Origin of the sequence: Salmonella sp. 32100201201700099SM, from assembly GCF_017572645.1 — a bacterium.
Taxonomy (GTDB): domain Bacteria; phylum Pseudomonadota; class Gammaproteobacteria; order Enterobacterales; family Enterobacteriaceae; genus Salmonella; species Salmonella enterica.
Genome location: NZ_JAGERQ010000014.1, coordinates 110447 through 127330, shown reverse-complemented (window position 1 = coordinate 127330; position 16884 = coordinate 110447). Strand labels below are relative to the sequence as shown.

Genomic DNA, 16884 nt, shown 5'->3' with positions numbered 1-16884 from the left:
ACGTTGATAGGCCGGGTGTGTAAGCGCAGCGATGCGTTGAGCTAACCGGTACTAATGAACCGTGAGGCTTAACCTTACAACGCCGAAGATGTTTTGGCGGATGAGAGACGATTTTCAGCACTGATTCCGGATTTTCGGGAACGAAAGATTTTACGCTGAGGCAAGGCGGCAAATGAAGGAAAGGAAGAAGCATACAGAAGTATGTGACTGACTTTACGAATGCAGCCAACGCAGCATCGGTGTAAAAGATTCGTTTCTGGCAACAGAATTTGCCTGGCGGCACTAGCGCGGTGGTCCCACCTGACCCCATGCCGAACTCAGAAGTGAAACGCCGTAGCGCCGATGGTAGTGTGGGGTCTCCCCATGCGAGAGTAGGGAACTGCCAGGCATCAAATTAGAAGTATGGCATTAACTTTCGGGGCAGTTCACTACTCGACAGAGAGTAGGACAAAAGCGAAAGCTTTTGAACGTTGCGAAGCAACGGCCCGAAGGGTGAATCACGAAGTGATTCATAAACTGCCAGGCATCAAATTAAGCAGTAAACTGATGTAAAAATCAGTGGTTGTAAAAGAATTCGGTGGAGCGGTAGTTCAGTTGGTTAGAATACCTGCCTGTCACGCAGGGGGTCGCGGGTTCGAGTCCCGTCCGTTCCGCCACTTATTAAGAGCCCTGAGCATTAGCTCAGGGCTTTTTCTTTGCATGTCATTTAATTATTGCTCAATTCGCAAAAATCCTCTGCATTTCTCGCTCTTTTTCTGCAAAGCGCTGAAGGTCATAATCCCCTCAGTTAACGAACATAGTGATTAAAAAGAGGAATTCTATGACTATCCCTGCATTCGGTTTAGGTACTTTTCGCCTGAAAGACGACGTGGTTATCGCTTCTGTTAAAACGGCGCTTGAACTAGGCTACTGTGCTGTCGACACTGCGCAAATCTATGATAATGAAGCGGCTGTTGGACAGGCGATTGCTGAGAGCGGCGTACCGCGTAATGAGCTGTACATCACCACCAAGATCTGGATTGAAAATCTTAGCAAAGACAAGCTAATCCCAAGCCTGAAAGAGAGCCTGAAAAAACTGCGTACCGATTATGTCGATCTGACGCTGATCCACTGGCCATCTCCGGGTGATGCCGTGCCTGTCGAAGAATTTATGCAGGCATTGCTGGAAGCTAAAAAACAAGGGCTGACTCGCGAAATTGGCATTTCAAACTTCACCATTCCGTTGATGGAAAAGGCTATTGCCGCGGTGGGCGCAGACCATATCGCCACCAACCAGATTGAGCTATCTCCGTATCTGCAGAGTCGTAAGGTGGTTGACTGGGCGAAAGCGCACGGTATCCATATCACCTCTTACATGACGCTGGCATACGGTAAGGCGCTGAAAGATGAAGTGATTGCACGCATTGCGGCTAAACATAATGCGACCCCGGCGCAGGTTATTCTGGCATGGGCTATGGGTGAAGGTTACTCGGTGATCCCTTCATCCACCAGGCGTGAAAACCTGGCAAGCAACCTGCTGGCACTGGAACTGCATCTGGATGCCGAAGATAGAGCAGCGATCGCGGCACTGGACTGCAACGACCGCCTGGTTAGTCCGGAAGGTTTGGCCCCTGAGTGGGATTAATTGCCTGACCCTTTATACCCTTTACCCCTCTTTCACAGCTCCTGCGGGGGCTGTTCTTATATATTCGCTCAAAAAGTCGATAAATGCCCGAATGCGTGTGCTGACGGCGCGATCGCTGTAGTAAACGGCGCTGAAAGGCATTTCTACCGGCAGACGTTTATCGGCCAGCGGTTCCACCAGTTCTCCCCGCGCGATCTCTTTATCAATCATATAATCTGAAAGACATGCAATGCCGTTACCGTTCAGGCAAAGTTGTTTTAACGTTTCCCCGCTATTGGAAGAAATCCCACATTTGATCTCATGGAGCTGCCCGTCGCTACAGGCAATCGGCCAGGTATTGAGCGAAACAGGTTCTGAGAACCCCAGGCACAGATGCCGTTTTAACTCTTCAACGGTCTCTGGCTTGCCAAAACGGGCAATATAATCCGGTGAGGCGATAATCTTACGATAACTGGTAAATAACGGACGCGCGCGCAGACTTGAATCTGTCAACGTGCCTGCGCGTATCGCAACATCCACTTTTCGTTCAATAAGATTGATGAACGTTTCTGAGGAGACAAGAGACAACGTTATTTCCGGATACCGTTCACGAAAATGTTTAATCAGCGGCATCAGGAAATGCAGCATTACCGGCGTTGCCGCATCGATACGCAGTAAGCCGCGCGGGGTATTACGCGACTCCATGATTTCCGTTTCTGCGGCGGCCATTTCTTGTAGTATCTGCTGCACGCGCCTGAAGTATCGCTCTCCTTCTTCAGCCAGGCTCAGTTGCCGGGTCGTACGATTAAGTAGACTGACGCCGAGCTTCATCTCCAGCTTTTTAACTGCCCGGCTGACAGCGGAATTGGCCTGTCCAAGCTGCTCTGCCGCCCGGCTGAAGCTGCCGCTTTCCACGACAGCGACAAAAATTGCAAGTTCTTCGGAGGTGGCTTTCATCTTTGCTCCTGAAGCAAAATTAAATTGATATTTTGGCTATTTTTGTCATTAAAACATCCAGGCATACTGCGTGTCATCTGATTACTGCTGTTATGGAGTTATGTATGCCTCTCGCTTTATTTGCACTGACAATAAGTGCTTTCGTTATCGGTACGACTGAGTTTGTGATTGTCGGCCTGGTGCCGACCATTGCTCAACAACTGGCTATCTCGTTACCTTCCGCCGGAATGCTGGTTTCAATCTATGCGCTGGGTGTGGCTATTGGCGCGCCGGTGCTAACCGCGCTGACCGGACGCCTGCCGCGTAAACAGTTACTGGTCGCGCTGATGGTCTTGTTTACGGCGGGGAATTTGCTGGCATGGCAGGCACCGGGCTATATGACATTAATCGTCGCCCGTCTGCTGACGGGCCTGGCGCACGGCGTGTTCTTCTCGATTGGATCTACCATCGCGACAAGTCTGGTGCCAAAAGAGAAAGCGGCTTCTGCGATCGCTATTATGTTTGGTGGTTTAACGGTAGCTCTGGTCACGGGCGTGCCGCTGGGAACATTTATCGGTCAGCATTTTGGCTGGCGTGAGACCTTCCTTGCGGTATCACTGTTAGGTGTGATTGCGCTGATGAGCAGTCAACTGCTGATCCCGGCCAACATTCCCGGTCGGGCGGCCGCCAGCATTCGTGACCAGGTGAAAGTACTGGCTCATCCTCGTCTGTTGCTGATTTACGCCGTTACGGCGCTTGGCTACGGCGGGGTATTCACGGCATTCACCTTCCTGGCGCCGATGATGCAGGATCTGGCGGGATTCTCCCCGGCAGCAGTAAGCTGGATCCTACTGGGTTATGGCGTATCTGTGGCTATCGGCAATATCTGGGGCGGTAAACTGGCGGATAAGCATGGTGCCGTGCCGGCGCTGAAATTCATTTTCGCCGCGCTGTTTGTTCTGCTTATGGTCTTCCAGGTGACGGCCTCCACGCAGTATGCCGCGCTGGCTACCATCCTAGTGATGGGGGTCTTTGCCTTCGGTAACGTACCGGGGTTGCAGGTCTACGTGGTACAGAAAGCGGAACAATTCACGCCTAATGCGGTAGATGTGGCGTCAGGTCTGAACATTGCGGCGTTTAACATTGGTATTGCGCTGGGCTCCGTGATTGGCGGGCAAACGGTGGAGCATTACGGTTTGGCGCAGACGCCGTGGATTGGCGCCCTCATTGTTCTGGTGGCTTTCCTGCTGATGGGTGTCAGCGGACGTCTTGATAAACCTGTACGCATTGCTCTGGAGTAAATTATTGATGTAAGCGCCTACTTACAAAACAAACTGCAATTGTTCGTTGAAAGTGAGTGCTAAAATCCCTATAACAGAAGAACCAGTCCGGTTGAGGACTGGTTGACGTTACAGAGGTTTGAAAGTCAAAAGTGCGAAAAAACACCTATGCGATGCGCTATGTTGCCGGACAGCCCGCCGAGCGGATTTTGCCGCCAGGGTCGTTTGCGAGCATTGGCCAGGCATTGCCCGCCGGGGAACCGCTAAGCAGTGAAGAGCGGATCCGTATCCTCGTGTGGAATATATTCAAGCAGCAGCGAGCCGAATGGTTATCGGTGCTGAAGAACTACGGCAAAGATGCGCATCTGGTCCTGTTGCAGGAGGCACAGACGACGCCTGAACTGGTACAGTTTGCCACCGCTAACTATCTTGCCGCCGACCAGGTTCCCGCTTTTGTATTACCTCAGCATCCGTCTGGCGTCATGACGCTTTCTGCCGCCCATCCTGTTTACTGCTGCCCTTTACGGGAAAGAGAACCAATTTTACGTTTGGCGAAATCAGCCCTGGTGACGGTATATCCCTTGCCGGATACCCGTTTATTAATGGTAGTAAATGTTCATGCGGTAAATTTTAGTCTGGGCGTGGACGTATACAGTAAGCAGTTACTTCCGATCGGCGACCAGATTGCGCACCATAGCGGCCCTGTCATTATGGCGGGTGATTTTAATGCCTGGAGCCGCCCACGTATGAATGCGTTGTACCGCTTTGCACGTGAGATGTCGCTGCGCCAGGTGCGTTTCACTGACGATCAGCGCCGTCGTGCGTTTGGACGACCGCTGGATTTTGTTTTTTATCGTGGTTTAAACGTGAATGAAGCCTCCGTACTGGTGACGCGCGCTTCCGATCACAATCCGCTACTCGTTGAATTCAGTCCCGGCAAACCTGAGCAATAAAGGTGCGTCAGGTCTGCCGTGGGGCAGGCCTCTGCGGGTGCTGCCCTTTACTTTTCTCATAACAGAAGGGCACTACCATGACAACGCATTCCCACCATGACAATGTTGAAAAGCAGTTTGGTTCACAGGCGAACGCCTATTTACATAGCGCCGTTCACGCATCGGGTCGTGACTTAGCGCGGCTGGCGCAAAGGCTGTCTGATTTTTCCCACGCGAACGTACTGGATATGGGATGTGGAGCTGGACACGCGAGTTTTGTCGCTGCGCAACATGCCAACTCGGTCGTGGCATACGATTTATCCGCCAGCATGCTTGAGGTTGTCGCTGGAGCGGCGGAAGAAAGACATTTAAGTAATATTACTCTCCGCCAAGGCTATGCCGAAAAACTGCCCTTTGAAGATGCATCGTTTGAGGTGGTGATTAGCCGCTATTCCGCGCATCACTGGCACGACGTTGGTCAGGCATTGCGTGAGGTTTATCGTGTATTAAAACCCGGCGGCGTGCTGATTATCATGGATGTCATGTCGCCTGGACATCCTGTACGCGATATCTGGCTGCAAACGGTGGAGGCGTTACGCGACACGTCGCATGTCCGTAACTATTCCAGTGGCGAATGGCTGACGATGGTCAATAACGCGATGCTGGTAACGAATACCGTGATAACCGATCGTTTATCGCTGGAGTTTCGCTCATGGGTAACGCGGATGCGTACGCCAGCGCCGTTGGTTGAGGCGATTCGATTATATCAGGCGAGTGCCCCGGTAGAGGTGAAGCGTTATTTTGAGTTGCAGGATGACGGCTCGTTTAGCAGCGATACTATCATGCTGGAAGCGCATAAAGCGGTATAGCAATTTAAAAGGCGCCGGGGGAAGCGGCGCCTTTTGGCTTTTTCGTCGGACAATATCAGGAGTCTGGCGTGCTATTGTCCTTCACAAACAACGTAAGCTGATCGCCCGGTTGTAGATTATCCGTATCATGGTTCCAGCGCATCACATCTTTGATATTTACCCCGTGACGTCTGGCGATACTGGAAAGCGAATCGCCTTTACGGACACGATAGGTAATGCTATCGCTATTGTTTGCCAGTCGTTGTGCGCTGCTGCCAGCGCCTACGGTCAGGCTTTGCCCGATTTTCAGGCGCGAACCACGCAGGTTGTTCCACTGCTGCAAGTCCTTCGTGCTTACGCCAAGCCGCGAAGCAATACCGGAAAGCGTATCGCCAGATCGCACCTTATAGCTACGGCTATTCAACGGCGTATTGTCGGCGATCAGTTGGGACTGAACGGCGTCAATCTCACCGGAAGCCAGCGACTCACGCAACTGTTCGGCATGCTTTTTGGGCACCATAACATATTGCGGACCGCTTACGCCTAAGGTAGACCCTTTTACACCGGCATTAAACGTCTTCAGCTTGCTGATAGACATGCCCGCCATATCCGCAACCTGGGCCATTTCAACTGGACTGTTTAAACGAACTCGTGCCAGCGCTCGGCTTTCATCTGTTGTTGGCAGACGTACGCCGTAGCGTTTGCTGTTTTTGAGAATTTCACTCAATGCCAGCATCTTAGGTACGTAGAGTTTTGTTTCTCTGGGCAAAGAAAGCGACCAGAAATCCGTCGGTTTTCCACGCGCTTTGTTTGCTTTAATTGCCCGCATAACACGGCCTTCGCCGCTGTTATACGCTGCAACGGTTAACAGCCAGTCGCCGTCAAACATTTTGTTCAGACGCTGCATCATGTCTAACGCGGCGGTCGTAGAGGCTACAACATCGCGACGCGCGTCATAATTACGGGTCTGCTTTAAACCATAATTGCGCCCTGTGCTCGGTATGATCTGCCAGATGCCTGCGGCATTGGCGCCAGACGTTGCGTGAGGATCAAAAGCGCTCTCCACTATGGGTAGTAGTACCAGCTCCATAGGCATGTTACGTTTCTTAACCTGCCCCGCTATCCAGTACATATACGGCTCTGCCCGTAAAGTTACATCGTGGAGATAGCTCTTATTGCGTAAATACTTCTGTTTCTGTTCGCGAATCCGGCTGTTTTCCGGAATTCCCATCTTTAGCTCGTCGCCAATGAAAGCCCACAAGTCCTGATCTGGCGCGATAGACGTTCCGTCGTCCATCCATCGTGCCTGACTCGTAAACTTTCCTGCTTCCCCTTGACCAGCTGCAGAAAGGCTCTGTGCGTGCTGTTGGACGTTGCCAGTGTTCTGAGACGTCTGGCACCCCACAAGCAGGACAGAGGCGAGTAATATCGCTTTTGCCTTCATGTGTGTGTCAATAGTTGCTTAAAAGACGACCGATCATAACGGCGAAGTTAGCGAATGACAAGTAAGAATTATCAGAACGTGTCTTTCTTTGACCTTAACCATGCAAAACGCGCTTCTGGTTGTTGCAATATTGTTTCTTTGTTTATTTCGTTAATTAAATCAATATCTTCAGTTCTTAAAAAAAGATTAATCTTACGCTCATTTTTAAGAATAACGGGTAATGTCATTTGTTTTTTTACACGTAACTCTTTAACTTTACGATAATATTCATTTATGAACGAATCGTGCGGAAGTATGCTCAATGCGAACTTAATGTTAGCTAAAGTGTATTCGTGAGCGCAGCAAATGAGCGTGTCGTCAGGCAGAGAGTTAATTTTCATAAGTGACTGATACATCTGTGATGGCGTGCCTTCAAACAGTCGACCACAGCCGCCAGAAAACAGCGTGTCGCCGCAGAATAAGTAAGGGTGGCTAAAGTAACAGACGTGTCCTAACGTGTGGCCCGGCGTGGCAAAAAGAGTAAATTTCTCGCCTAAAACGCGAATAGTATCGCCATCGTCAACAAGATGGGTTGCTCCCTTGTCTTGCGTTTCCGCCGGTCCATAAACCGTCATTTGCGGGAAGTGTTGCAACAGCTCTTTGACTCCGCCAACATGGTCGTGATGGTGATGCGTCAGAAAAATCGCCTCCGGCATCCACTTATGTTCAGCAATGGCCTTTAAGACGGGGGCCGCTTCGCCGGGATCAACAATCACACAGCGGCCTTCATCATTGGTCAGCACCCAGATGTAATTGTCCTGAAACGCGGGAATACTGTTAAGATTCATATATTACCTCTCAAATAATTAGCGGAAGGTTGCGATGAAACCGGCAAGGCTCTCTCAAACTGTCGTTGCGCCCGGATGTTGGGGTGAGTTGCCCTGGGGCAATTACTACCGTGAGGCGCTGGAACAGCAGCTAAATCCGTGGCTTGCAAAAATGTATGGTTTCCATTTGCTTAAAATCGGTAATTTAAGCGCAGAAATCAATTCCGAAGCGTGCGCGGTCTCCCATCAGGTGAATGTTTCATCGCAGGGCTCACCGATGCAGGTTCTGGCCGATCCGCTACACCTTCCTTTTGCGGATAAATCCGTCGATGTTTGTCTGCTGGCGCATACTTTGCCGTGGTGTACCGACCCGCACCGTTTATTGCGGGAAGCCGACCGCGTATTGATTGATGACGGTTGGCTGGTCATCAGTGGATTTAACCCGCTGAGTTTGATGGGGTTACGTAAACTGGTACCCGTTTTACGTAAAACACCGCCCTATAATAGTCGGATGTTTACCCTTATGCGGCAACTGGACTGGCTGTCTTTACTCAATTTTGAAGTGCTACATTATAGCCGTTTTCATGTCTTACCCTGGAAAAAGCAGGGGGGGCGGCTTTTAAATACGCATATCCCGGCGCTGGGCTGTTTACAGCTTATTGTGGCCCGTAAGCGGACCATCCCGCTTACGCTTAATCCGCTGCGACATAATAAAAGTAAAACCCCTATCCGCCAGACCGTTGGCGCCACCCGGCAATATCGCAAACCGGATGGCTAAGCCTCCGCCTGGTAGCCACTATCTTCCTGCGTGGGGTTCATTGCCGCGGCGCGCGCCAGTTCATCACAACGCTCGTTTTCGGGATGGCCTGCATGGCCTTTGACCCATACCCATTTGATCTGATGCTGACCTAACGCAGCATCGAGACGTTTCCACAGATCGACATTTTTTACGGGTTTCTTTTCCGCTGTTTTCCAGCCGCGTTTCTTCCAGTTATGAATCCATTGGGTAATTCCTTGCCGCACATATTGGCTGTCGGTGCTCAATGTCACTTCGCAATGTTCTTTTAACGCTTCAAGCGCGACGATCGCCGCCATCAGTTCCATACGGTTATTGGTGGTCAGCGTGTAACCTTCACTAAACGTTTTTTCATGACCGCGATAGCGTAAGATAGCGCCATAACCACCAGGCCCTGGATTCCCCAGGCAAGAGCCATCGGTGAAAATTTCTACCTGTTTAAGCATCTCTGGTAGACTTCCTGTAATTGAAATCGATAACAAAACGCAAGTCTGACATAAATGACCGATATGAGCACTGCAATTACACGACAGATTGTCCTCGATACCGAAACCACCGGTATGAACCAGATAGGCGCGCACTATGAAGGTCACAAGATTATTGAGATCGGTGCGGTTGAGGTGATAAACCGTCGTCTGACCGGCAACAATTTTCATGTTTACCTGAAGCCGGATCGGCTGGTGGATCCGGAGGCGTTTGGCGTACACGGTATTGCCGATGAGTTTCTGCTGGATAAGCCGGTTTTTGCTGATGTGGTCGATGAGTTTCTTGATTATATCCGCGGCGCGGAGCTGGTCATCCATAACGCATCGTTCGATATCGGCTTTATGGATTATGAGTTTGGTCTGCTTAAACGCGATATTCCTAAAACCAATACTTTCTGCAAAGTTACCGATAGCCTGGCGTTGGCGCGGAAAATGTTCCCCGGCAAGCGTAACAGCCTTGATGCGCTGTGTTCGCGTTATGAGATAGATAATAGCAAACGTACTTTGCACGGCGCATTGCTCGATGCCCAGATCCTTGCCGAAGTGTATCTGGCGATGACGGGCGGACAAACGTCCATGACGTTTGCGATGGAAGGAGAGACGCAACGGCAGCAAGGTGAAGCGACCATTCAGCGAATCGTTCGCCAGGCCAGCCGGTTACGGGTCGTTTTTGCCTCTGAGGAAGAGCTGGCTGCGCATGAATCGCGGCTTGATCTGGTGCAGAAAAAGGGCGGAAGTTGCCTTTGGCGGGCGTAATTTATTCCTTTTTAGGCTATAAAAATCATCCTTCGGGCGATTTTTGCAGCAACTGATTCAAAAGGTGAGAAAAAGCGTTGACGGGCGACACCGCAAACCGTAATATTCGCCTCGTTCCCAGCGGGAACATCACGGAGCGGTAGTTCAGTTGGTTAGAATACCTGCCTGTCACGCAGGGGGTCGCGGGTTCGAGTCCCGTCCGTTCCGCCAGATACAAATCTCAGGGTGTTTTTATACATCCTGTGAAGTAAAAAAAACCGTATCACTGTAAAAGGGATACGGTTTTTTTTCGTCTTCAAGAAGTTCCACCGTCTATCGTGGAATCTGGCGCAAATGGGCCTACGCCTGGATGACGAACAGGATATTACCGCCACTTCTTTCACTGTCATGGTTATTTTGTCCCACTGACATTTAAGGCGCGGCCTCATGGCGGTGCTTAACCGGGATCGGGACATGTTCAGCGCAGAAGCAGACTGAGTAATGTTGATGTCACTCAGATAATCACGGAGAACCGCCAGACATGCGCATCATCACTCCAGGGCATCCCACTTCTCCAGCAACTCCACCGGGATCTCATTGATCACCTCCGAGAACCGTTTTCCCACCAGTCTTTCAGCCTGACATAACAGTGGGATGGTCGGGCTGCTGGGTTCACTGCTCTCAAACCAGCGACGAATGCACCGCAGGCGTTCCAGCGCATCATTACGATCGCGAATTGGCCCCGGTTCAGCATTGTGTGGGAGGGATATACCGGGTGGCGCGTTGACAGGCGGCACATCCTCTGCCCGTGCCGGAACGGCATTATCCATAACCGTGCCTGCGGGGTCTGGCACTGGCGCTGGCGACGGAGGGATTTCCGGTGTGGTTGTCTGTACCACGTCAGGCAGCAGCGCTAACAACTGCCGCAGGCGTGAAAAATCTGGAGCCAGATCGCCTAATGTCTCACGCGCCCACACTTGCAGGCGTTCTGCGCTTTCCTGCGCTTCGCGAAACGCCGCCAGCGGTAATGCCCCACGGGCTTCGAGGTCGGCCAGTTGCTGGCGGACGGATTCGGGGGCCAGCGCATCAGCCGGGCGGGGAGCGGATAACGCGCGCTCGACATCCCGTACCTGCAGGCGCAGGGCGGCACTGTTTGACAGCGTGATACCGCGAATGTCTGCCATCACGCCTTCGTGATCCAGCAGCGCCGCCAGGGCATTACTGCGCGCCAGCGCCGCATCTTCAATAGACTCTGCGGATGCGCCTTCGCCGGTAAGCAGCTGCGGATGGAGTGCATCAGACCAGATTACGCTCAGTTCTGCCAGTTGCATGAGCATTTCCGCCAGTCCCTGTGCGCCAGCCTGCTGGATGCGACTGCGCAGCAGCAGGATCAACACCCGGATATCCTTACTGCGCGTGAGCAGACGGCGCGCATCACGCTCAATTTCCGGCCAGTTCACGGCTTCCGGCGTACTGACAAAATCACCATATTGCGCCTCCGCCTGGGGGGCGGCGCGGCTGAACAGCAGCAGGTACTCCGGATCGGGGCCGCAGGGTTGTTCCGCGCTTACCGGTTTAGTCAGGGACATATCCATATCATTACTCTCAGTGGGTTAAGCCGTGTTCAGGTTCAAAAATCATGCCGGTCACCGGACGGTCATGCATGGCTTTACCTGCCCAGGCCGTCCAGCCAAGCCGCTGCGCGCCGCCGATCACCGCAGGCGGTGCGGCATGAGGCTTCAACTGCAGCTCAATTTCCCAGCAATATTCAAAACCAATGAACGTACGCACCAGTTCTGTCAGCACGGGCAGATTGTTGCCGCCGGGCAGAAAACGCAGGTAATCCTCCAGCGTGAGCGGGCCGATAATTAGCCGGAATTTGTACTGCATATCCGGTACGGCCTGGCCGATAAGCGCCCCGTTGCCCAGCACCGAAGACTGCGCGGGCGTGCCCAGACGGGTGATTTCATCGTTCGCCACCGTTATCCAGTGTAGGGCGAACTCTTTCACCGCAAAAGGTACGCTAAAATAGTGCGCCAGCGTGGCGGCCAGCCCGTCAGGATTGCGCGACTCGCGTACCAGATGGGCGGAGGCTGCCAGGCGAACATGATCTGACAGCGGGCTTTCGGCGCTTTCCCGTAGATCCTGCCCGCTGAGACTGGCGATATAAAACGCAAAACGGTCGTGTTCCGGTTTGTCCAGCCCGCCACCAGCGGACTGGGCGCTGCGCCATGCCTGCCAGAACTGCGTCAGCCAGCGGTGGTGAAAAATATTGGAAAAATGAACCAGCGTCGGATCGTGACGACTCTCTGAGCGGTTTAGCGCCAGCTCGGTATAGTGCAGCGGCAACGGGCCGTTTGGCCCCCATAGTCCGAGGCTGTACAGGCTCAGGTGCAGGCGTCCATCCTGCCAGCTGACCTGGGCGATTTCCCGTGGTGCAAAGGTCATCGTCGGCGTCTGTCCCAGACGGAATTTTTCCATCCGTGGCTGCCAGATACTGCCTGCCGGAGTATCACAGAGCTGGGCATCCACGCGCCGCATCAGGTTCAGGAATCCGTAACGCCAGGGGGTTTTCTGCGCCTGGTCGAGAGCGCCGGTCATACGCTCCCCCGTTGCCCGGTTCTGACCAGCCAGGTCATGACATGCCCGCGTTGCATCGAGTGCAGCGTCATCTGCGAGAAGGTATTAATGGAAACATGGCGGGCAATATAGTGTTCCAGCACCAGACCGAACAGGTAAGGACTGATACCGGAAAATCCTTCTTCGTCCACGGTCAGTTCGCAACTGACGCCCCGGCCATAGACCAACAGGCCGGAGCCGGGCAGGCGGCGGGTTACCGGGGTGGTTTTGCAGCCAATCAGGCTGCGCACCTGGCGCGACTGCGGGCTGTCGTGAGCCGGAATAAACAGATTCAGCAGATCGCGCAGCGCCTGACCGCCGGTACGGTGATCCAGATCGGCCAGCGGCAGATAATTAAACGACAACTGCCGGATCAGCCGCCAGGCCATTTCGCGTTCAGCCAGCGGCGGCTGCGGCGGGCGCGGCGGTCTGATAAGACCCACGCCCGCCACCGGAATCGCCGCATCTACGGTCAGATCATCCCGGCCATTACGTGGAATAAGGCAGGGCAGATCGCGGTTAGTCGCCATTGCCGTGACGGTGATATGGCGCAGATTTTCCGGGTAGGGCGCTTCATGCTGATCAACCAGCGAGAGGAAGACTTCCGAGCCGGTATAGGGGGTTCGGGTGCCATAGCGGCGGGCGTTTTCTGACGAGCGGCGCGGCTCACGACGCAGTGAAAAATAACGCCCGTGGTTGCCTTCGTCATTATTACGGGTGTGATACAGCGGACGAAAAATCATCTTCCGTGTGGTTTCCGCTTCCAGGCCTTCGACTTCCTGAACAGAAAACACCTCGTAATCCAGCGGACGGGTACGATCCACCACCAGATGCTGTTCCGTCACGCTGTGAGTGACTTCAATCCGGGTGGTGGTGCGGGGAAACAGGTTGATCACCGGCGTACAGAACAGGCTGAACTGTGCGGCGTCCGTCTGATGAATCAGCCAGTCCGGCGGCAGGCGGTTAAGCAGTATAACAATTTCCGCCACATTGCCCTGCACCTTTTGTAGACCGGCAGACAATCCGGTCGGGGTGAAGAAGTAAAACCGTTCCGGACAGGCGAAAAATTCATGCAGCAGATTATGCCCATGAAACACGTTCCAGGCGAGCGGCAGCAGCCCCTGCCCTGGCTCCAGCCCTTCGTGCGCCACCGGGTGTTGAAGATTCACATTCAGTTCGCCGTCAAAGTGACCGGGTTCACCGGCCAGTGTGGCGACGGCGCTGGTATGCAGCAGCTCAAACAGGTGTGACGCAATGCGTTCTTCGCCGCAGAGGTAAAAGGGCAGCCGTGCCGGACCGGCCAGCTCGCTGAAAGTCAGTTCCCCGAAGGTTCGCAGGGTGATGCGCAATGCCCCGGCGACATGAATATTAGGCGGCAGATAGCGGTGCAGGGCGGGCATATCCGGCGGCGCGGCGGTCAGGCGTACCTCCTCGATGGACAGCGGCCACAGCGTGACGTCCTGGCTGCTGCGAAACTGGCAGGCGGTATTTTCGCCTTCCGGGATGGGGGAAACGAACGCGGTATCGCGCGGCACGGTGACCCCTTTCGCCAGGTCGCCTTCCTGCGTATCGGGATACAGCTTTACCACTGCCATCGATGGCGTGGGGGTGACGTAATTGGGGCTGACGACTTCCAGTAACCGCTGTGTGAAGCGGGGAAACTCGGCGTCAATTTTTAGCTGAGTGCGGGCGCTCAGAAAGCTGAACGCCTCGATCATGCGTTCCACATACGGGTCGGCAATATCGGTTCCCTGCATCCCCAGCCGGGCGGCAATTTTGGGATGGAGGGTGGCGAACTCAGCACCGGTCTCCCGCAGGTAGCTCAGTTCGCGGTTGTAATACTCCAGTAGCCGTGGATCCATGAATAATGCCCTGTATTAAAAGAACGTAATGCGGCTCAGCTCCATATCCAGCGCGCTGCGTACCAGAAACTCCGTGGGATACGGCTGCGTCAGAATTTGTCCGCGAATTTCAAACTGTAGCGTGTTATAGCTACCCTGCCGGGTTTTATCGAGCAAGGGCGTGACCCTGAGTGTGGCGGCGTTCAGCCGGGGTTCGAAACGGATAATGGCGCGCCGGATCGCCTCGCTGATATCGTCCCACTTGTGCTCATACATAAAGCTGCCCGCCAGCGGCGGCAGGCCATAGTTGAGCACTGACGCCGCCGCCTGCGGATAGCGCCGGGCGTCGATGTCACTCTCGTGGCTAATGGTATTGAGCAAAAAGGAGAGATCCCGACGAATGATCTCCTTCAGTTGTACCGGCGTGACGCTGATATCCCGGTCAATTTTCTGATACGGAGCATTGTCACACAGCCGATCAAATAGGGTGGGCAGCAGGTGGTTAGCGGGTGTAAAACGAGACGTGCTCATGCGCCATCGTTTTCCTGAGCATGAAAGGTACAATGGGCCATGTCCAGCAGGCTGATATCGCCGTGGCTGGTCAGCCACACTTTCTGCCCCAGCGCCCGCACGGTGGTTTCGCCGGGGCCATCCTGCCAGGCGGTTTCCCGGCACAGACGCAGGGCGTCAGATGCACTTTCCGAACCGCTGTAACGGGTAAAGAGCCAGGCACCGTGCGTATCGCCATTCACCAGGGTGATATTAACGGGTTTCCACAGCAGATCGGTCAGGCGCGTCGGTTGCGGCGATTCCAGCGAGCGTATTTGCGAAAACGGCAGCCAGATATACACGCCGCCGGTGACCAGCTCAAGTACCGGGCCAAGGCGGGAATCGCTGTCGCTCGCCCAGTCAAATGCGCCGCCGTTCCACTGTCCGCCAGTATCTGTTATGGCTTCCAGTGCGGTATTACGGTGTTTATCAACCTCGCCGGTATCGTCATGACAGGCGAGTGCCGCCAGCAGTGACTCCACCCAAACGGGCTGCGGCAGAAGAAAACCGGGTCGTTGTTCACCCTGAAAAACGGTGTGGCGGAACATTTCGCAGCGAACCAGCTCCCGGTACAGCCGGGCCTCCTGGGTATAATTGGCCTCCATCCTGGTGCATAGCTGAAGCTGGTGCAGCGCCCGCGACCAGTCTCCGGCCACACACAGCAACTGAAACAGGCTATGGCGGCAGAGCGCCTTCGCCGGATTTTCCCGAACCTGCTGCTCCGCCATCTGAATCCCCTCCGCAATAGAGTATTCCTGTAGCAGCGCGGACAGGGTAGCAGGAAGCGTGTCAGTTTTTTTCATGGGCGGTATTTCCATTTTTCTGTGTCGGAGTGATTCGGTAGTGGCTATCGATGCCAATAATACGATGCTCGCGGCGGGTCAGATCGGGCAGTATCTCGCTATGTGCGGTTTTCCCCGCCAGTTCCGGTGAGAGCAGTTGCAGGATATCGGGCATTGATTCCATCGCCAGCCAGTGCATTTCACCCTCACCGGTCGTGTCCAGCGTATCCAGAATGGCATCAATACCGGGCGCGCCTGCCACCATATCCTGTAACGTGTCGGTGTCGCCCTTTTTATCGTATAACGACGTCAAATCCTGGGTGACAGCGTCTTCATTTCGGGGAAACGGTTTAGCACGGAGGGGCTTTTCCTGCCCGGAGGGCCGCAATGCCTGCTGATATTCTTGGTAAAGCTAGTGTAGCGTGCTATCCGCTTCATGGCCGGTGTAAGAGGACGCGGTTTCCCGGACGGGAATAATATCGAACGGGTTCTGCGGATTGAGCTGTTGTTGTTTAAACCAGTCCAGATCCAGGTACTCAGCAACGGATTCAGATGACTGAACCAACTGAGGAAACGAAACATCGGGACGGGACTCATCATTGGTGCGGGCAAGGCACCAGGATGACAGACCCCATTCAATCGTATCTCCATCATTCAGCCGCATACGGTGATGAGGTTCCATCACCTGCTCATTGACGGCACAGCACAGTTCATCAGAGTGATTAACAATCCACCACGCCTCTTCGTGGCGAACAAGACTGAGCGCGATATCGTCTTTCCCATGTTGCTCAAAAAGCGGAATGTAGGGGGCGGCGGCAGTAAATACGATGTATGTCCCTGCGGGATACTGTGCGTTATCCGTTATACCCTGCGACTGTATTTTCCGTAATTCCCACATGTCTTGTTTCATTATGTCCCTTAAATGTATTTATTTTTCTGGAGGAAACGTTTAGGGAGTTTTAATTCATAAATAATTTTAACTAAATTCATAGGGGGTCATTATTGATGACACCCTTTTTATTATTTTCGTCGTGAATGCATTGTTGTATGCATAGATGTCTTTTTTGAAATATTATTTCTTTTAATTCTTAAATTGCGATTTTTATCTTGCTGTTCATTGATTATTTAATATTAACGGCTTGGTTGCTAATTGGTCCCTGATCTGTATCATTGTTTTGTTTCGATATTTTTTTGAGGCTATCAATAAAGAATTGTTTATATATTTATG

Annotated in this window: 15 protein-coding genes, 2 tRNA genes, 2 rRNA genes and 1 pseudogene; 10 read left to right on the top strand and 10 right to left on the bottom strand. The window is 53.2% G+C overall.

Annotated features, from left to right (window positions below):
• The 4 genes from J4685_RS20395 to dkgB form a co-directional block, all read left to right on the top strand.
• A 23S ribosomal RNA gene (locus J4685_RS20395) occupies positions 1-76 on the top strand; the annotation flags it as partial.
• Positions 77-272: 196 nt separating this feature from the next.
• Positions 273-388, top strand: a 5S ribosomal RNA gene (rrf, locus tag J4685_RS20390).
• A gap of 191 nt (positions 389-579) precedes the next feature.
• Positions 580-656, top strand: a tRNA-Asp gene (locus J4685_RS20385).
• Positions 657-820: 164 nt separating this feature from the next.
• On the top strand, positions 821-1624 hold the full coding sequence (gene dkgB / locus J4685_RS20380; RefSeq protein WP_000154860.1) for a 2,5-didehydrogluconate reductase DkgB: 804 nt from the start codon (positions 821-823) through the stop codon (positions 1622-1624).
• A 21-nt stretch (positions 1625-1645) separates the two neighbouring features.
• Here the strand turns inward: dkgB and yafC are convergent, their stop codons facing one another.
• Entirely contained in the window at positions 1646-2560 is a 915-nt protein-coding gene (gene yafC / locus J4685_RS20375; RefSeq protein WP_000648518.1) for a DNA-binding transcriptional regulator YafC, read from the bottom strand.
• A gap of 104 nt (positions 2561-2664) precedes the next feature.
• Between yafC and J4685_RS20370 the strand changes: the two genes are divergently transcribed.
• From J4685_RS20370 to J4685_RS20360, 3 genes are all read left to right on the top strand, one after another.
• A complete protein-coding gene (locus J4685_RS20370) occupies positions 2665-3840 on the top strand; it encodes an MFS transporter (protein WP_001127560.1) in 1176 nt (391 codons plus the stop codon).
• 131 nt (positions 3841-3971) lie between these two features.
• Complete coding sequence (locus J4685_RS20365) at positions 3972-4772, top strand: endonuclease/exonuclease/phosphatase family protein (RefSeq protein ID WP_001230970.1); 801 nt, start codon at positions 3972-3974, stop codon at positions 4770-4772.
• Between the two features lie 77 nt (positions 4773-4849).
• Positions 4850-5620: a class I SAM-dependent methyltransferase gene (locus J4685_RS20360; protein WP_000207237.1), complete on the top strand. Its 771-nt coding sequence runs from the start codon at positions 4850-4852 to the stop codon at positions 5618-5620.
• Between the two features lie 55 nt (positions 5621-5675).
• Here the strand turns inward: J4685_RS20360 and mltD are convergent, their stop codons facing one another.
• Positions 5676-7043 (bottom strand): murein transglycosylase D, encoded by a 1368-nt coding sequence (gene mltD, locus J4685_RS20355; RefSeq protein WP_000644706.1) that lies wholly within the window; start codon positions 7041-7043, stop codon positions 5676-5678.
• A 71-nt stretch (positions 7044-7114) separates the two neighbouring features.
• Positions 7115-7870, bottom strand: coding sequence for a hydroxyacylglutathione hydrolase (gloB, locus tag J4685_RS20350; protein ID WP_001052769.1), 756 nt, complete (start codon positions 7868-7870; stop codon positions 7115-7117).
• Positions 7871-7904: 34 nt separating this feature from the next.
• Between gloB and J4685_RS20345 the strand changes: the two genes are divergently transcribed.
• Entirely contained in the window at positions 7905-8627 is a 723-nt protein-coding gene (locus J4685_RS20345) for a class I SAM-dependent methyltransferase (protein ID WP_000801242.1), read from the top strand.
• Here J4685_RS20345 and rnhA read toward each other — a convergent pair.
• The gene (rnhA, locus tag J4685_RS20340; protein WP_000917872.1) at positions 8624-9091 is read right to left on the bottom strand and encodes a ribonuclease HI; all 468 of its coding nucleotides are present in this window, start codon (positions 9089-9091) and stop codon (positions 8624-8626) included. The genes J4685_RS20345 and rnhA overlap by 4 nt on opposite strands.
• 63 nt (positions 9092-9154) lie before the next feature.
• Between rnhA and dnaQ the strand changes: the two genes are divergently transcribed.
• Together dnaQ and J4685_RS20330 are read left to right on the top strand one after the other, a co-directional pair.
• Positions 9155-9886, top strand: a complete 732-nt coding sequence (gene dnaQ / locus J4685_RS20335) for a DNA polymerase III subunit epsilon (RefSeq protein ID WP_001670675.1) — start codon at positions 9155-9157, stop codon at positions 9884-9886.
• A 133-nt stretch (positions 9887-10019) separates the two neighbouring features.
• A tRNA-Asp gene (locus J4685_RS20330) sits at positions 10020-10096 on the top strand.
• 320 nt (positions 10097-10416) lie between these two features.
• Here the strand turns inward: J4685_RS20330 and J4685_RS20325 are convergent.
• From J4685_RS20325 to tagK, 6 genes and pseudogenes are all read right to left on the bottom strand, one after another.
• A complete protein-coding gene (locus J4685_RS20325; protein ID WP_000367632.1) occupies positions 10417-11460 on the bottom strand; it encodes an ImpA family type VI secretion system protein in 1044 nt (347 codons plus the stop codon).
• Between the two features lie 10 nt (positions 11461-11470).
• Positions 11471-12466 (bottom strand): type VI secretion system baseplate subunit TssG, encoded by a 996-nt coding sequence (gene tssG, locus J4685_RS20320; protein ID WP_000145239.1) that lies wholly within the window; start codon positions 12464-12466, stop codon positions 11471-11473.
• Positions 12463-14346, bottom strand: coding sequence for a type VI secretion system baseplate subunit TssF (gene tssF / locus J4685_RS20315; protein ID WP_000371505.1), 1884 nt, complete (start codon positions 14344-14346; stop codon positions 12463-12465). The genes tssG and tssF overlap by 4 nt, the downstream gene beginning before the upstream one ends.
• A 15-nt stretch (positions 14347-14361) precedes the next feature.
• A complete protein-coding gene (tssE, locus tag J4685_RS20310; RefSeq protein WP_000108009.1) occupies positions 14362-14856 on the bottom strand; it encodes a type VI secretion system baseplate subunit TssE in 495 nt (164 codons plus the stop codon).
• A complete protein-coding gene (locus tag J4685_RS20305; RefSeq protein WP_000750550.1) occupies positions 14853-15677 on the bottom strand; it encodes a type VI secretion system accessory protein TagJ in 825 nt (274 codons plus the stop codon). Before J4685_RS20305 ends, tssE begins: the two co-directional genes overlap by 4 nt.
• Positions 15664-16566 (bottom strand): annotated as a pseudogene (tagK, locus tag J4685_RS20300) (type VI secretion system-associated protein TagK). Before tagK ends, J4685_RS20305 begins: the two are co-directional and overlap by 14 nt.
• Positions 16567-16884 lie beyond the last annotated feature (318 nt).

What these genes read in the sequence shown, in the direction of transcription:
- dkgB (WP_000154860.1), top strand. Translation starts at nt 821, where the DNA reads ATGACTATCCCTGCATTCGGTTTAGGTACTTTTCGCCTGAAAGACGAC.
- yafC (WP_000648518.1), bottom strand. Translation starts at nt 2,560, where the DNA reads ATGAAAGCCACCTCCGAAGAACTTGCAATTTTTGTCGCTGTCGTGGAA.
- J4685_RS20370 (WP_001127560.1), top strand. Translation starts at nt 2,665, where the DNA reads ATGCCTCTCGCTTTATTTGCACTGACAATAAGTGCTTTCGTTATCGGT.
- J4685_RS20360 (WP_000207237.1), top strand. Translation starts at nt 4,850, where the DNA reads ATGACAACGCATTCCCACCATGACAATGTTGAAAAGCAGTTTGGTTCA.
- mltD (WP_000644706.1), bottom strand. Translation starts at nt 7,043, where the DNA reads ATGAAGGCAAAAGCGATATTACTCGCCTCTGTCCTGCTTGTGGGGTGC.
- gloB (WP_001052769.1), bottom strand. Translation starts at nt 7,870, where the DNA reads ATGAATCTTAACAGTATTCCCGCGTTTCAGGACAATTACATCTGGGTG.
- J4685_RS20345 (WP_000801242.1), top strand. Translation starts at nt 7,905, where the DNA reads ATGAAACCGGCAAGGCTCTCTCAAACTGTCGTTGCGCCCGGATGTTGG.
- rnhA (WP_000917872.1), bottom strand. Translation starts at nt 9,091, where the DNA reads ATGCTTAAACAGGTAGAAATTTTCACCGATGGCTCTTGCCTGGGGAAT.
- dnaQ (WP_001670675.1), top strand. Translation starts at nt 9,155, where the DNA reads ATGAGCACTGCAATTACACGACAGATTGTCCTCGATACCGAAACCACC.
- J4685_RS20325 (WP_000367632.1), bottom strand. Translation starts at nt 11,460, where the DNA reads ATGGATATGTCCCTGACTAAACCGGTAAGCGCGGAACAACCCTGCGGC.
- tssG (WP_000145239.1), bottom strand. Translation starts at nt 12,466, where the DNA reads ATGACCGGCGCTCTCGACCAGGCGCAGAAAACCCCCTGGCGTTACGGA.
- tssF (WP_000371505.1), bottom strand. Translation starts at nt 14,346, where the DNA reads ATGGATCCACGGCTACTGGAGTATTACAACCGCGAACTGAGCTACCTG.
- tssE (WP_000108009.1), bottom strand. Translation starts at nt 14,856, where the DNA reads ATGAGCACGTCTCGTTTTACACCCGCTAACCACCTGCTGCCCACCCTA.
- J4685_RS20305 (WP_000750550.1), bottom strand. Translation starts at nt 15,677, where the DNA reads ATGAAAAAAACTGACACGCTTCCTGCTACCCTGTCCGCGCTGCTACAG.